Origin of the sequence: Janthinobacterium sp. GW458P (assembly GCF_002127585.1) — a bacterium.
In the GTDB taxonomy this organism is placed as follows: Bacteria; Pseudomonadota; Gammaproteobacteria; order Burkholderiales; family Burkholderiaceae_D; genus Janthinobacterium.
Window position 1 is genome coordinate 49,351 of record NZ_NEGZ01000031.1, and the last position, 16,250, is coordinate 65,600.

Sequence of the window (16,250 nt, forward strand, 5' to 3'; positions counted from 1 at the left end):
GTCGTAGCCAGGCATTTGTGCAACACGTGCCGGTCGCCAGCAGAGTCAGCCGTTGCGGCTGCACGCGGCATCAGCGGACAAGCCTCGGCATGCCCCGCAATGGCGCCAGTGAGGAAGGTCGGAGTGAGTACTCACTAAAATGTGAGCAAGGAAGCAGGGAAATTCGCGCAAAAAGAATGAGAATAATTGAACATGCTCGACAATCCAATAGTAGCGGTGCCGGGGAAATATATTATATAGACCTTTAGCCCATATTTATTTTCACCTGTAAGCCGATAATCAGCAAATCGAGTCCGGCATTAAAACGGTCATCAATTTCCGCATCAAAAATGGCATCCATAGAAGCGAGCACATGCGGATAACGATCGGCCGCCATGGTAGCGAAATCGGCACGCCGGTTCGATAAGGCATTCATGGCAGCACTTCCCGGTCCCGCGCCTTGCGCTTCCATGACAAAGCCGAGCACATAATATAACAGCGTAAATGCGCTCCAGCTGGCCAGTTTCTCCGATGCCCCGGCAGCGCGCATGGGGCCAATTAACGCTTCCGCTACACGAAACACGTTTTCCGAAATGACATAGGTGCCACCAAAGACGCGCACGCCATCGCGGCGCGCCGACAGCGCCGCGCGCATTTGCGCCGCCACCTGGCGCAGCCGCGCTTCCCAGCCCGCATTCTCATCGATGTTCCTGGCAACGTCGTCGATCAGCACGTCAGCCATGCCATCGAGCAAAGCCTGCTTGTTCGCAAAATGCCAGTACAGCGAAGCGGCCTTGATGCCCAAGGCATCGGCCAGACGACGCATGGTCAAGCCTTCGATGCCCACGTCGTCCAGCAACTCGAGTGCCCTGGCCACCACGGCTTCGCGTTGAATTTTCATTGTCCTGTCATTTCTCTTGAAAGTCTAACGTCGTTAGTTTACCATTTTGCGCAGACTAACAACGTTAGATTGAGAACAGCATGAACAACAGTGATACCGAAGTCATCATCGTGGGAGCGGGCCCCGTCGGCCTGACCCTGGCCTGTGAACTGCGCCTGGCGGGCATCCGCGTGGCCATCCTCGAGCGACGGCAGGAACGCAGCGTGCATTCGCGCGCGCTGACCATCCATGGCCGCACCCTGGAAATGCTGGGTTTGCGGGGCCTGGACCAGCGCTTTGTCGCGCTGGGCACGGCCGTCTCCAGCGGCCACTATGCAGGCCTCGATACCCGGCTCGACTTTTCCGGCTTCGACACGCCCCATCCCTACACCTTGTTCCTGCCGCAAAACACGACGGAATGCTTGCTGGAAGAGCAATTGCTGGACGACGGCGTGGCGATTGCGCGCGGCGCACTCGTGGAACAGACGCAGCAGGATGACGATGGCGTCACGGTAGCCGGCACGCGCGACGGCGCGCCGTTCTGCCTGCGCGCCCGTTACCTGGTCGGCGCCGATGGCGGCCGCAGCCTGGTGCGCCAGCAGGCGGGCATCGCCTTCGACGGCGTGGCGGCCACTTGCAGCATGCTCATGGGAGATGTACGGCTGCGCCATCCGCCCGCGTCACCCATGCTGTCGCTGACGAATGCGGCTGGCAGCCTGATGATCGTGCCGCTGGGGCAAGGCCGTCACCGCGTCATCGCCATGAATGCGCGCCGCCCCCACGCTGCGGCAGCGGAAGTGGCCACCCTGGAGGAATTGGCGCAGGCCTGCACGCTCATCGCGGAACACGATTTCGGCCTGCATGACGCCAGCTGGCTGTCGCGCTTCAGCGATGAAACACGGCTGGCCCGGCGCTACCGCCAGGGCCGTGTCTTCCTGGCCGGCGATGCCGCCCACATCCACATGCCGGCCGGCGGCCAGGGCATGAACGTCGGCATGCAGGACGCAATGAACCTGGGCTGGAAGCTGGCCGGCGTGCTCAACGGTTACGCGCCGGACAGCCTGCTCGACAGCTACCATGCGGAGCGCCATCCCGTTGGCGTGTCCTTGCAGCACAATACCCTCGCGCAAACGGCCATGCTGACGCGTTTTGACGCGCGCACCCTGGCCCTGCGCGCCACCATCAGTGACATGCTGACGCAACCGGAAGTGAACCGCGCGCTGGCCAGCGAACTGTCCGGCTTCGGCGTGCGCTATCGCGCCCCGCTAAGCGCCGGTACCGGCAGCACAGACTGGACGGGCCGGCGCGTGCCCGACTGGCTGCTGCGCCTGGCCGACGGCACGGCCGTGGGCATCCATGAACTGCTGCACGCGGGAAAATGGCTACACCTGGCCGTCGGCGGCGCCGCCCCCTCGGCACAGCCGTATCGTTTTGATGCCGCCTGGTTGACCTCGCTGACCATCAAACCCGGCTGCCCGCAACTGGCCGGCATCAAAAGCTTGCTGATCCGACCCGACGGTTACGCGGATCACGCGGTCTGATTGACTGATCTCAAGACGAAAAAAAACGGCACCCGAAGGTGCCGTTTCTGTCAGCGGGAAGCTTACGCTTCGTCGCCGTGGTGTTGCTGGGTCTCGATATCCTGCAGCGCTTCGGCAGCTTCGCCAGCCATCGAGGCTTTCTCGGCCAGCAGCAGGGCTTGACGCTCTTCCACTTCCCACGCTTCTTTCTCTTTGCGTGCGCGGTGGAAGGCCAGGCCCGTACCGCCAGGAATCAGGCGGCCGACGATGACGTTCTCTTTCAGGCCGCGCAGACCATCGCGCTTGCCCATGATCGCCGCTTCGGTCAGCACGCGGGTGGTTTCCTGGAACGATGCGGCCGAGATGAACGAATCGGTCGACAGCGATGCCTTGGTAATACCCAGCAAGACGTTCTCGTAAGTCGCAGGAATCTTGTTCTCCGACGTTACGCGATCGTTCTCGTCCAGCAGTTCCGAACGCTCTACCTGCTCGCCAACGATGTAGTTGGTGTCGCCGGCATTGACGATCTGCACGCGGCGCAGCATCTGACGCACGATCACTTCGATGTGCTTGTCATTGATCTTCACGCCTTGCAGACGATACACGTCCTGCACTTCATCAACGATGTAGCGGGCCAGCGCTTCGATACCCAGCAGGCGCAGGATGTCTTGCGGATCGGCCGGGCCGTCCACGATCATCTCGCCCTTGTTCACGACTTGGCCGTCATGCACCAGCACTTGTTTGTCCTTGGTGATCAGGAACTCATGTTTGTTGCCGTCCATGTCCGTGATTTCCAGACGTTGCTTGCCCTTGGTTTCCTTACCGAACGCAACCGTACCCGTGACTTCCGCCAGCATACCGGCATCTTTCGGCGAGCGCGCCTCGAACAGTTCCGCAACGCGCGGCAGACCACCGGTAATATCGCGCGTTTTTTGCGATTCGGTCGGGATACGTGCCAGCACTTCACCCACCGATACCTGTTGACCGTCCTTGACCATGATCAGCGCGCCGACCTGGAAGCCGATCGCCACCGAGTGTTCGGTGCCGGCGATCTTGACTTCTTCGTTCGCGTCGTTGATCAGCTTGACTTGCGGACGCAGGGTCTTGGTCAGCGAACCGCGACGTTTCGCATCGATCGCCACCAGGGTGGACAGACCGGTCACTTCGTCGACCTGACGGGCCACGGTGACGCCTTCTTCGACGTTCTCGAAACGCACTTGACCGGCGTATTCGGTAATGATCGGACGGGTCAGCGGATCCCACGTCGCCAGGGCCGTACCGGCCTTGATGACCATGCCGTCCTTGACGATCAGGGTCGCGCCGTACGGCACTTTATGACGTTCACGCTCACGGCCATGGTCGTCGGTGATCAGCACTTCGCCGGAACGGGAAATGACGATTTGCGCGCCCTTGCCGTTCGTCACGTAACGCATGGTTGCCGTGAAGCGGATGGTACCGTTCGACTTGGCTTCCACCGACGATGCCACTGCCGCACGCGATGCCGCACCACCGATGTGGAAGGTACGCATGGTCAGCTGGGTACCAGGCTCACCAATCGACTGCGCTGCCACCACACCGACAGCTTCGCCGGCGTTGACCAGCATGCCGCGGCCCAGGTCGCGGCCGTAGCACTTGGCGCACAGGCCGAAGCGCGTGTCGCAAGTCAGCGGCGTACGGACCTTGACTTCATCGATGGACAGACGCTCGATCTCTTCGACCATGTCTTCGTCCATCAGGGTACCGGCGTCATACAGGGTTTCCTGGGTTTCAGGATTGACGACGTCATGCACCACCACGCGGCCGAGGATACGGTCGCGCAACGGTTCGATGACTTCACCACCTTCAACCAGGGCCTTCATAACGGTACCGTTCATGGTGCCGCAATCGTCCTCGATCACCACCAGATCTTGCGTCACGTCGACCAGACGACGCGTCAGGTAACCGGAGTTCGCCGTTTTCAGCGCCGTATCGGCCAGACCTTTACGCGCACCGTGGGTCGAAATGAAGTACTGCAACACGTTCAGGCCTTCGCGGAAGTTCGCGGTAATCGGCGTTTCGATAATCGAACCATCCGGTTTCGCCATCAGACCACGCATACCGGCCAACTGGCGAATCTGGGCTGCGGAACCGCGCGCGCCGGAGTCGGCCATCATGTAAATGGCGTTGAACGATTCTTGCGTCGACTTGGTGCCGTCGCGGCGGATCACGTCTTCAACTTTGAGCTGGTCCATCATGGCCTTGCCGACTTCATCGGAGGTCTTGCCCCAGATATCGACTACCTTGTTGTAACGCTCGCCGGCGGTCACGAGACCCGAGGCGTATTGCTGTTCGATCTGCTTGACTTCCGACTCGGCCGTCGCGATCAGGGTAACTTTTTGAGGCGGTACCAGCATGTCGTCGACGCAGATCGAGATACCGGCGCGTGTCGCCAGGCGGAAACCCGATTGCATCAGTTTGTCTGCGAACACCACGGTGGCGCGCAGGCCGCACTTGCGGAACGACGTGTTGATCAGCTTGGAAATTTCTTTCTTTTTCAGCGCGCGATTCAATACGGAGAACGGCAGGCCTTTCGGCAGAATTTCCGACAGGATCGCACGGCCGATCGTCGTTTCGTAGCGGGTAACCGTTTTCTCGAATTCGCCCGTTTCGGCGTTTTTCGGGTATTCGGTAATACGCACGGTGACGCGAGTCGTCAGTTCGACTTCCTTGTTGTCGTAGGCGCGGATCACTTCCGACACGTCAGGGAACATCATCCCCTCGTTCTTCGCATTGATCGCTTCGCGGGTCGCGTAGTACAGACCCAGCACGATATCCTGCGACGGCACGATCGACGGTTCGCCGTTCGATGGGAACAGGATGTTGTTCGATGCCAGCATCAAGGTACGTGCTTCCATCTGCGCTTCGATCGACAGAGGAACGTGGACCGCCATTTGGTCACCGTCAAAGTCGGCGTTGAATGCGGCGCAGACGAGCGGATGCAGCTGGATGGCCTTGCCTTCAATCAGGACTGGCTCGAAAGCCTGGATACCCAGGCGGTGCAAGGTTGGTGCACGGTTCAACATGATCGGATGTTCGCGAATCACGTCTTCCAGGATGTCCCACACGACCGGTTCCTGGATCTCGACCAGCTTTTTCGCGGCCTTGATCGTGGTAGCCAGCCCCATCAGTTCCAGTTTATTGAAAATGAATGGCTTGAACAGTTCCAGCGCCATCAGTTTCGGCAAGCCGCACTGATGCAGTTTCAATTGCGGGCCCACGACGATGACCGAACGACCGGAGTAATCGACGCGTTTGCCCAGCAAGTTTTGACGGAAACGGCCGCCCTTGCCCTTGATCATCTCTGCCAGCGATTTCAGCGGACGCTTGTTGGCGCCGGTCATCGCTTTGCCGCGACGGCCGTTGTCCAGCAGCGAATCGACCGCTTCTTGCAGCATGCGCTTTTCGTTGCGCGTGATGATCTCTGGAGCGCGCAGCTCCATCAGGCGTTTCAGACGGTTGTTACGGTTGATGACGCGGCGATACAGATCGTTCAGATCCGAAGTCGCGAAACGGCCGCCGTCCAGCGGTACCAGCGGACGCAGTTCCGGCGGCAGCACTGGCAGCACTTCCATGATCATCCAGTCAGGCTTGATGCCCGAACGTTGGAACGCTTCCAGCACTTTCAGGCGCTTCGCGTATTTCTTGATCTTGGCTTCGGATTTCGATTCCTTCAGTTCCACGCGCAGGGTTTCGGCATCGCGGTGGATGTCGATCGAGCGCAGCAGTTCACGGATACCTTCGGCACCCATGAAGGCTGTGAAGTCGTCGCCGTACTCTTCGTACTTGGCGGCGTAGTCGTCTTCCGACATGATCTGGCACTTCTTCAGCGGGGTCATGCCTGGGTCGGTCACGACGTATGCTTCAAAGTACAGCACGCGCTCGATGTCCCGCAGGGTCATGTCCAGGACCATGCCCAGACGCGACGGCAGCGACTTCAGGAACCAGATGTGCGCGGTTGGCGAGGCCAGCTCAATGTGGCCCATGCGCTCGCGGCGCACCTTGGCCAGCGTGACTTCGACGCCGCACTTTTCACAGATCACGCCACGGTGTTTCAGGCGCTTGTACTTGCCGCACAGGCACTCGTAGTCCTTGATCGGGCCAAAGATCTTGGCGCAGAACAGGCCATCGCGCTCAGGCTTGAAGGTACGGTAGTTGATGGTTTCCGGCTTTTTGACTTCGCCGTAGGACCACGAACGAATTTTCTCAGGCGAAGCGAGACCGATCTTGATTGCATCGAAGGTCTCGTTGGTCTGTACTTGCTTGAATAGATCGAGCAGTGCTTTCATGTATCACTCCAGAGGTGATTAAATTTCTATATTCCTGAGACTACATTGCCCGGCATGGTTTCCCAGCCGGGCTTTGTGTTTCCCAAACCAAATGACGCTTATTGGGTCAATAAGCCTGTCGTTTAGTTGCGTTCGAGGTCGATATCGATACCGAGCGAACGGATTTCCTTGACCAGCACGTTGAACGATTCCGGCATGCCGGCGTCGATCACGTGGTCGCCCTTGACGAGGTTTTCGTACACTTTGGTACGGCCATTCACGTCATCGGACTTGACGGTCAACATCTCTTGCAAGACATACGACGCGCCATACGCTTCCAGTGCCCAGACTTCCATCTCACCGAAACGCTGACCACCGAACTGGGCTTTACCACCCAGCGGTTGCTGCGTCACCAGCGAGTAAGGACCGGTCGAACGCGCATGCATCTTGTCATCAACCAAGTGATGCAGTTTCAGCATGTGCATGACGCCGACAGTGACCTTGCGCTCGAATGCCTCACCGGTGCGACCGTCATACATGGTCACCTGGTTTTTCGATGCGGTCATGCCCAGGTTCTTGGCGATGTCGTCCGGATACGCCAGGTCCAGCATGCGGCGGATCTCTTCTTCATTCGCGCCGTCGAACACTGGCGTGGCGAACGGAACACCTTTTTTCAGGTTTTCCGCCAGCTTCATGATCTCTTCGTCGTCGAAGTTGTCCAGCTCTTCCGCACGGCCGTTGTCGTTGTAGATCGTCGTCAGGTACTTGCGCACTTGCTCGACCTTGGTTTGCGCCTTCAGCATTTCGCCGATGCGGATACCCAGACCCTTGGCAGCCCAGCCCAAGTGCGTCTCGAGAATCTGACCAACGTTCATCCGCGAAGGAACGCCCAGCGGGTTCAGCACAACGTCGGCTGGCGTGCCGTCGGCCATGTATGGCATGTCTTCCACAGGAACAATACGGGAAACCACACCCTTGTTACCGTGGCGACCTGCCATCTTGTCGCCCGACTGCAGGCGGCGTTTCACGGCCAGGTACACCTTGACCATTTTTTGCACGCCTGGTTGCAGCTCATCGCCTTGCGTCAGTTTCTTGCGCTTCTCTTCGAAAGCCAGGTCGAACTGGTGACGCTTCTCGTTGATCGATTCCTTGATCGCTTCCAGCGCTACCGCGGCATCGTCGTCCGCAGGACGGATGTCGAACCAGTGGTATTTGTCCAGATCGGCCAGATATTCCTTGGTGATCTTGGCGCCTTTGGCCAGCTTTTTCGGGCCGCCGTTGACGACTTTGCCGATCAGCATTTTTTCCAGACGCTGGAAGGCATCGCCTTCCACGATACGCATCTGGTCATTCAGATCCAGACGGAAACGTTTCAGTTCGTCATCGATAATTTGCTGGGCACGCTTGTCGCGCACGATGCCTTCACGGGTGAAGACTTGCACGTCGATCACGGTACCGATCATGCCCGAAGGCACGCGCAGCGACGTATCTTTCACGTCCGAGGCTTTTTCGCCGAAGATCGCGCGCAGCAGCTTCTCTTCCGGGGTCAGCTGGGTTTCGCCCTTCGGCGTCACTTTACCGACCAGGGTGTCGCCCGCTTGCACTTCCGCGCCGATGTAGACGATACCGGATTCATCCAGACGAGCCAGCTGGTTTTCAGCCAGGTTCGAGATGTCGCGCGTAATTTCTTCCGCGCCCAGTTTCGTGTCACGGGCCACCACCGACAACTCTTCGATGTGAATCGAGGTGTAGCGGTCGTCCTTGACGACGTTTTCCGAGATCAGGATCGAATCTTCGAAGTTCAGACCATTCCATGGCATGAAGGCCACGGTCATGTTCTGGCCCAGCGCCAATTCACCCAGGTCGGTCGATGCGCCGTCGGCGATCACGTCGCGCTTGGCAACACGGTCGCCCACTTGCACGATAGGACGCTGGTTGATGTTGGTGTTCTGGTTCGAACGGGTGTACTTGATCAGGTTGTAGATGTCGACGCCCACTTCACCAGCTTGCGCTTCGTCATCGTTGACGCGAATCACGACACGGCCCGCGTCGATGTAATCGACGATACCGCCACGCAGCGCTTGCACGGTGGTGCCCGAGTCGACCGCAACGGTGCGTTCGATACCAGTACCGACCAGCGCTTTTTCCGGACGCAAGCAAGGCACAGCCTGGCGTTGCATGTTGGCGCCCATCAATGCACGGTTCGCATCATCGTGTTCGAGGAACGGAATCAGCGAGGCAGCGACGGAAACGATCTGGCCTGGCGCCACGTCCATGTACTGGATGCGCTCCGGGGAGACCAGAATGGTTTCGCCGGCTTCACGGGCCGAGACCAGTTCATCGGACAGCATGCCTTCGTCGTTGATGGTCGCATTCGCCTGAGCGATGATGTAGCGGCCTTCTTCGATGGCGGACAGGTAGTCGATCTGATCGGTAATCTTGGAGCCTTCGACCTTGCGGTACGGGGTTTCCAGGAAGCCGTATTCATTCAGGCGGGCATACAGAGCCAGCGAGTTGATCAGACCAATGTTCGGACCTTCCGGTGTCTCGATCGGGCAGACGCGGCCGTAATGGGTCGGATGCACGTCGCGCACTTCAAAGCCGGCGCGTTCGCGTGTCAGACCGCCGGGTCCCAGAGCCGATACGCGGCGCTTGTGGGTAATTTCCGACAGAGGATTGGTTTGGTCCATGAACTGCGACAGCTGGGACGAACCGAAGAACTCGCGAATCGCGGCCGAAATCGGCTTCGAGTTGATCAGGTCGTGCGGCATCAGGTTGTCCGCTTCGGCTTGGCCGAGGCGTTCCTTGACGGCGCGCTCAACACGCACCAGGCCGGCGCGGAATTGATTCTCGGCCAGTTCGCCCACGCAACGTACGCGGCGGTTACCCAGGTGATCGATATCGTCGACTTCGCCGCGGCCATTGCGCAATTCCACCAGGATCTTGATCACGGCCAGCACGTCTTCGTTCGACAGGGTCATGGCGCCAGTCAGTTCATCGCGGCCAATGCGGCGGTTGAACTTCATGCGGCCCACGGCCGACAGGTCGTAGCGGTCCGAGTTGTAGAACAGGCCATTGAACAGCGCTTCAACGGAGTCTTCCGTTGGCGGTTCGCCTGGACGCATCATGCGGTAGATCGCCACTTTCGCAGCCATCTGGTCGGCGGTGTCGTCGATACGCAGGGTTTGCGAAATGTAGGCGCCTTGATCCAGGTCGTTGGTGTACAGGGTCTGGATTTCGGAGATGTTGGCATCGCGCAAGCGACCCAGCAGGTCTTCCGTCAGCTCATCGTTCGCGGAAGCGACGACTTCGCCGGTGTCGCCATCGACGATGTTCTTCGCCAGTACGCGGCCCAGCAGGTAGTCTTCCGGTACGGAAATGTGCTTGATGCCGGCAGCTTCGATATCACGCACGTGCTTGGCATTGATACGCTTGTCTTTCAAGACCAGGGTCTTGCCCGACTTGTCGACGATGTCGAAACGCGCCACTTCACCGCGCAGACGCTCGGCAACGAATTCCATCTCCGCGCCTTCGGAGCGCAGGTTGAAATTGTCGAAGACAAAGAAATTGGCCAGGATTTGCTCATGCGACATGCCGATTGCTTTGAGCAAAATCGTCACGGGCATCTTGCGGCGGCGGTCGACGCGGAAGAACAGGATGTCTTTCGGGTCGAACTCGAAGTCCAGCCACGAACCGCGGTAAGGAATGATACGCGCGGAGAACAGCAGTTTACCGGACGAGTGGGTCTTGCCGCGGTCATGCTCGAAGAACACGCCTGGCGAACGGTGCAGCTGGGAAACGATAACCCGCTCCGTGCCGTTGATCACGAACGAACCGGTGGTCGTCATGAGCGGCAATTCGCCCATGTAGACTTCCTGTTCCTTCATCTCTTTGACGACGGGCTTGGTTGGCGATTCCTTGTCCAGGATCACCAGGCGCACTTTCGCGCGCAGCGGCGACGCGAACGTCAGGCCACGTTGTTGACATTCTTTGACGTCAAAGGCAGGATCGCCCAGAACGTACGACAAGAATTCGAGACGCGCAAAACCATTGTGCGACACGATAGGGAAAATCGAAGTGAAAGCCGACTGCAGGCCATCATTCTTGCGGCCGGACGGTGCTATGTCCTCTTGCAAGAAGCTATGATAAGACTCGAGCTGGGTCGCCAGCAGGAACGGAACGTGGTGAACGTTGGCGCGCTTCGCGAATGATTTGCGAATGCGTTTCTTCTCAGTAAATGAGTAGTGCATGGACACTCCGTGAGTGACAGAAAGGATAGAAAATTCAGGTTTTGCAAGTGTTCGTTTGCACCGCTGCGTGTGACACAGACGAAACCTCAAGGCTCTGCTTTCCGGCTTGAATCGAATAAAAACTGCTGCTACAACTACATGACAAATACGATGCAGACGACAAAGGAGCCAAAGTCGGATTTCCCCCCTTGCGAGGGGAAACCTCAGACTTTGACTCGGGCGCTAACTGCCGCCGGTACAGATATTACTTCATCGAAGCGGTTGCGCCGGCTTCAACCAGTTTCTTCACTGCAGCTTCAGCGTCAGCTTTCGACACTGCTTCTTTCACAGTTTTTGGTGCGCCATCGACCAGGTCTTTAGCTTCTTTCAAGCCCAGGCCGGTGATTTCGCGAACTGCTTTAATGACGCCAACTTTGTTTGCGCCGAAGGTGTCCAGCACAACGTTGAACTCGGTTTGCTCTTCAGCTGCTGCGCCGCCTGCTGCTGCGCCGCCGGCTGCAGGAGCAGCCATAGCTGCTGCCGACACGCCGAATTTTTCTTCGAATGCTTTAACCAGGTCGTTCAGGTCCATTACGGACATGGCGCTAACTGCTTCCAGGATATCGTCTTTGCTAATTGCCATTTTGAAACTCCTAAATTTATTACGTTAGTTACATCAGATTGGTACTGAGAGAAAAAAGTGCGCGCAATTAAGCGGCTGCTGGGGCTTCTTCTGCTGCTGCTTCTGCAGGAGCGGCGCCTTCGCCTTTTTTCGCTGCCAGGGCAGCCAGACCACGTGCAAAGCCCGAAACCGGAGCCAGCATAACGCCCAACAACTGCGAAATGAGAACTTCACGGCTAGGAATGCTCGCCAACGCGGTGACAGCAGCTGTATCCAGCGGCTTGCCTGCGTAGTTACCTGCTTTGATGACCAGTTTGTCATTGGTTTTAGCGAAGTCAGCGATGACTTTAGCTGCTGCAACGGCATCGGCCGAGATCGAGTAGATCAACGGGCCGGTCATGGCATCTGCCAGGCTGGCGAATGCGGTACCTTCAACGGAGCGACGAGCCAGAGTGTTTTTCAACACACGCAGGTACACGCCTTGGGCACGCGCTTTAGCACGCAGTTGCGTCAAGTGACCAACCTGGATGCCACGATATTCGGCCACGACGATCGTTTGCGCATTTGCTACTTGTGCGGAAACTTCGGCGACGACGGCCTTTTTGTCATTCAGATTGAGACTCACGGTCAACCTCCTTAAATGATGTTCGGCAATCACAACCGAGTGGTTGAGCGCCTTGCATCGGTTCGAACACGGCGTCCGAAGTCAAGAAGTACTAAACTGAGCGGATGGATTCACGCAGCATGAGGACTACAAAACTTGTTCGGGTACACCATCTGCGTTGGGCACTTGCCGTTGCCGGCAAGCCTATTAACCTTCTGCATGTGCCATCGCAGTCGGCCCAACGGTCTTTGATTGTCTGCCTGCCCGGTGCGAACACCGCGCAGACAGCCCAAAGATGCGCCTATAGCGCCCGAAGGCGCTACAGGACTTGATTCTGTTACTTAAGCTGCCAGGCTAGCCTGGTCAACACGGACGCCAGCGCCCATGGTCGACGACAGCGAAACTTTGCGCAGGTACACGCCTTTGCTCGATGCTGGCTTGGCTTTGTTCAGTGCGTCGATCAGTGCGACCAGATTCGACTTCAGATCTGCGTCAGCGAACGATTTACGACCGATGGTAGCGTGGATGATACCGGACTTGTCGGTACGGTACTGAACTTGACCGGCTTTCGCGTTTTTCACGGCGGTAGCGACGTCAGGAGTAACAGTGCCGACTTTCGGGTTAGGCATCATGCCGCGTGGGCCCAGGATCTGACCCAGGGTACCAACGATACGCATGGTATCTGGCGAAGCGATAACGATGTCGAAAGGCATGTCGCCGGCTTTGATCTGCTCAGCCAGGTCTTCCATACCAACGATGTCGGCGCCGGCTGCCTTGGCAGCTTCCGCTTTTTCGCCCGACGCGAATACTGCCACGCGTACGGTTTTGCCGGTGCCAGCTGGCAACACGACGGAGCCGCGCACCACTTGGTCGGATTTCTTAGGATCAACGCCCAGTTGTACCGATACGTCGATCGACTCATTGAACTTGGCCGTTGCGCACTCTTTGATCAGAGCGACAGCGTTGTCGAAAGCGTACACTTTGGTACGGTCGACTTTGGCTTTCAAAGCCTTGATACGTTTGGATAACTTAGCCATTATACAACACCTTCCACCGTGATACCAATCGAACGAGCGGAACCAGCGATGGTGCGTACAGCAGCATCCATGTCGGCAGCGGTCAGATCAGGGGTTTTCAATTTAGCGATTTCTTCAGCTTGTGCGCGGGTCAGCGTACCGACTTTGTCGGTATGTGGCTTCGGCGAACCTTTGGTGATCGCAGCAGCTTTTTTGATCAGGTAGGTTGCTGGAGGCGTCTTCATCACGAACGTGAAGGACTTGTCAGCAAACGCGGTGATCACGACTGGAATCGGCATGCCTGGCTCCAGACCTTGGGTCTGTGCATTGAACGCCTTGCAGAATTCCATGATGTTCAGGCCACGTTGACCCAGAGCTGGACCGATTGGTGGGGATGGGTTTGCTTTACCAGCTGGCACTTGCAGCTTGATAAAACCAATGATTTTCTTTGCCATGATGGCTCCTATCTTGGATTGAGTAGTAGCGCCCCGCCGATCCTACCCTGGCGGGGCTCCTCTGGCCGGATTTCGCTGAGACTGCTGCGGCGCTCCTGGTGGCGCTGATACAACTTAAACTTTTTCGACCTGGCCGAATTCGAGTTCCACCGGAGTAGCGCGGCCGAAGATGGTGACCGAAACGCGCACTTTGGATTTCTCGTAGTTGACTTCTTCGACGTTGCCGTTGAAGTCGGTGAACGGACCATCCTTGATGCGCACTTGCTCGCCCACTTCGTACAAGGTCTTCGGACGGGGCTTTTCAACGCCTTCCTGCATCTGGCGCATGATGGCATCGATTTCGCGCGCGGAAATCGGCGTCGGCTTGTTCGATTTGCCACCAATAAAACCGGTAACCTTGCTGGTATTCTTGACCAAGTGCCAGCTCTCATCGGTCATTTCCATTTCGACCAGCACATAGCCAGGATAGAAACGACGCTCGGTGACCGACTTCACACCATTCTTGACTTCGACCACTTCTTCGATCGGCACCAGGATCTGGCCGAACTGGTCTTGCATGCCCGCGCGCTCGATGCGCTCGGTCAGTGCGCGCATGACGCTTTTTTCCATGCCGGAATAAGCATGCACGACATACCAGCGCTTGCTGCTCACTGGCACGCTCAGCGCTGCACCAGTATCCGCTACCGGAGCGTCGCCCGGAACGGATTCGTCCGCCGCTTCATCATGCACATTTTCGCTCATTATTTTTTCCAACCCAGAATTACGTCATACAACAAAAACTCGAGCAATTTATCCGTACCCCACAGGAAAATCGCCATGACCAGCACAAAGGCAAACACGATCGCAGTAATCTGCGTGGCTTCTTTGCGGGTCGGCCAAACGACTTTCTTGGTTTCGCGCACAGCTTCTTTGGCGAAATTGAGAAATTCACGGCCGGTCGTCGAGACATACAAGAGCGCAACAGCAATAACCAAACCAGCCACAAGCGCGCTTGCACGCACCAGAGCTGGTTGGCCTGCCAGGTAATAAAACCCGACTACTCCTGCAATCGCAGCCACTATTGCCAGCGCGACTTTTATCTTGTCACTCGACGTGCTAACGGTTTGCACGGATTGATTTGACATTTTTCTACTTTCGGTGCCCTGCACCTTGACGGTGGCAGGGACGGAGGGCATCGAACCCCCAACCTTCGGTTTTGGAGACCGACGCTCTGCCAATTGAGCTACGTCCCTACGTAAAACTTTCGAGGAGTGCTATTCTACCACCCAGGACGCCCCGGGTGGAAGCATAACATTTCCTTATGCGAGGATTTTTGCAACCACGCCGGCGCCGACGGTACGGCCGCCTTCACGGATAGCGAAGCGCAGACCCTCTTCCATCGCGATCGGGTTGATCAGCTTGACGGTGATCGACACGTTATCGCCTGGCATGACCATTTCTTTGTCTGCTGGCAACTCGATCGAACCGGTCACGTCCGTCGTGCGGAAGTAGAACTGTGGACGATAGTTGTTGAAGAATGNTCTTCCATCGCGATCGGGTTGATCAGCTTGACGGTGATCGACACGTTATCGCCTGGCATGACCATTTCTTTGTCTGCTGGCAACTCGATCGAACCGGTCACGTCCGTCGTGCGGAAGTAGAACTGTGGACGATAGTTGTTGAAGAATGGCGTATGACGGCCGCCTTCGTCTTTCGACAGAACATAGATCTCGCCGGTGAAGTGGGCGTGCGGCTTGATCGAGCCTGGCTTGGCCAGAACTTGACCACGTTGCACGTCTTCACGCTTGGTGCCGCGCAGCAGCAGACCAACGTTGTCGCCAGCTTGACCCTGATCCAGCAGCTTGCGGAACATTTCCACGCCGGTGCAAGTCGTTTTGACGGTATCGGTGATACCGACGATTTCGATCTCTTCGCCGACCTTGATGATGCCGCGCTCGATACGACCGGTCACAACGGTACCGCGACCCGAGATCGAGAACACGTCTTCCACTGGCATCAGGAAGGCGCCGTCAACAGCGCGCTCTGGCGTTGGGATGTAGGCATCCAGGGCATCGGCCAGACGCAGCACTGCGTCAACGCCCATTTCGCCTTCTTTGCCTTCCAGCGCCATACGTGCCGAACCTTTGATGATAGGCAGGTCGTCGCCTGGGAATTCGTACTTCGACAACAGCTCGCGCACTTCCATTTCAACCAGTTCCAGCAGCTCTGCGTCGTCGACCAGGTCGCACTTGTTCAGGAACACGATGATGTATGGAACGCCAACTTGGCGGGCCAGCARGATGTGTTCGCGGGTCTGTGGCATCGGGCCGTCAGCTGCGGAGCACACCAGGATCGCGCCGTCCATCTGCGCGGCACCGGTAATCATGTTCTTGATGTAGTCGGCGTGGCCTGGGCAGTCAACGTGCGCGTAGTGACGCGTTTCCGTTTCGTACTCGACGTGGGCGGTGTTAATCGTGATACCGCGCGCTTTTTCTTCTGGAGCCGCATCGATCTGGTCGTATGCTTTGGCTTCGCCGCCGAATTTCTTCGACAGAACCGTTGCGATTGCAGCGGTCAGCGTGGTTTTACCGTGGTCGACGTGGCCGATGGTGCCGACGTTAACGTGCGGCTTGGTCCGTTCGAATTTACCTTTTGCCATTTT

The 16,250-nt window shown here is 57.6% G+C and carries 11 protein-coding genes, 1 tRNA gene and 1 pseudogene; 1 reads left to right on the top strand and 12 read right to left on the bottom strand.

The window, feature by feature from the left end:
- Positions 1-244: 244 nt before the first annotated feature.
- Complete coding sequence (locus CBW50_RS17460) at positions 245-880, bottom strand: TetR/AcrR family transcriptional regulator C-terminal domain-containing protein (RefSeq protein WP_086146736.1); 636 nt, start codon at positions 878-880, stop codon at positions 245-247.
- Between the two features lie 80 nt (positions 881-960).
- Between CBW50_RS17460 and CBW50_RS17465 the strand changes: the two genes are divergently transcribed.
- Entirely contained in the window at positions 961-2,400 is a 1,440-nt protein-coding gene (locus CBW50_RS17465) for an FAD-dependent monooxygenase (protein WP_086146737.1), read from the top strand.
- Between the two features lie 62 nt (positions 2,401-2,462).
- Here the strand turns inward: CBW50_RS17465 and rpoC are convergent, their stop codons facing one another.
- From rpoC to tuf, 11 genes and pseudogenes are all read right to left on the bottom strand, one after another.
- A complete protein-coding gene (rpoC, locus tag CBW50_RS17470; protein WP_086146738.1) occupies positions 2,463-6,704 on the bottom strand; it encodes a DNA-directed RNA polymerase subunit beta' in 4,242 nt (1,413 codons plus the stop codon).
- A 122-nt stretch (positions 6,705-6,826) separates the two neighbouring features.
- Complete coding sequence (gene rpoB, locus CBW50_RS17475; protein ID WP_086146739.1) at positions 6,827-10,933, bottom strand: DNA-directed RNA polymerase subunit beta; 4,107 nt, start codon at positions 10,931-10,933, stop codon at positions 6,827-6,829.
- Positions 10,934-11,177: 244 nt separating this feature from the next.
- Positions 11,178-11,555, bottom strand: coding sequence for a 50S ribosomal protein L7/L12 (rplL, locus tag CBW50_RS17480; RefSeq protein ID WP_086140055.1), 378 nt, complete (start codon positions 11,553-11,555; stop codon positions 11,178-11,180).
- Between the two features lie 67 nt (positions 11,556-11,622).
- Complete coding sequence (gene rplJ, locus CBW50_RS17485) at positions 11,623-12,159, bottom strand: 50S ribosomal protein L10 (RefSeq protein ID WP_086140065.1); 537 nt, start codon at positions 12,157-12,159, stop codon at positions 11,623-11,625.
- A 320-nt stretch (positions 12,160-12,479) separates the two neighbouring features.
- Positions 12,480-13,175, bottom strand: a complete 696-nt coding sequence (gene rplA, locus CBW50_RS17490) for a 50S ribosomal protein L1 (RefSeq protein ID WP_034753134.1) — start codon at positions 13,173-13,175, stop codon at positions 12,480-12,482.
- Positions 13,175-13,609, bottom strand: a complete 435-nt coding sequence (gene rplK / locus CBW50_RS17495) for a 50S ribosomal protein L11 (RefSeq protein WP_034753131.1) — start codon at positions 13,607-13,609, stop codon at positions 13,175-13,177. The genes rplA and rplK overlap by 1 nt, the downstream gene beginning before the upstream one ends.
- 114 nt (positions 13,610-13,723) lie before the next feature.
- Positions 13,724-14,350 (bottom strand): transcription termination/antitermination protein NusG, encoded by a 627-nt coding sequence (gene nusG, locus CBW50_RS17500; RefSeq protein WP_076565135.1) that lies wholly within the window; start codon positions 14,348-14,350, stop codon positions 13,724-13,726.
- Positions 14,350-14,733, bottom strand: coding sequence for a preprotein translocase subunit SecE (gene secE, locus CBW50_RS17505; protein ID WP_010394308.1), 384 nt, complete (start codon positions 14,731-14,733; stop codon positions 14,350-14,352). Before secE ends, nusG begins: the two co-directional genes overlap by 1 nt.
- A 32-nt stretch (positions 14,734-14,765) precedes the next feature.
- A tRNA-Trp gene (locus CBW50_RS17510) sits at positions 14,766-14,841 on the bottom strand.
- A 66-nt stretch (positions 14,842-14,907) separates the two neighbouring features.
- Positions 14,908-15,081: a hypothetical protein gene (locus CBW50_RS17515; protein ID WP_253251956.1), complete on the bottom strand. Its 174-nt coding sequence runs from the start codon at positions 15,079-15,081 to the stop codon at positions 14,908-14,910.
- Positions 15,082-15,131: 50 nt separating this feature from the next.
- Positions 15,132-16,247: pseudogene (gene tuf / locus CBW50_RS17520) on the bottom strand (elongation factor Tu); the annotation flags it as partial.
- Between the last annotated feature and the right edge of the window lie 3 nt (positions 16,248-16,250).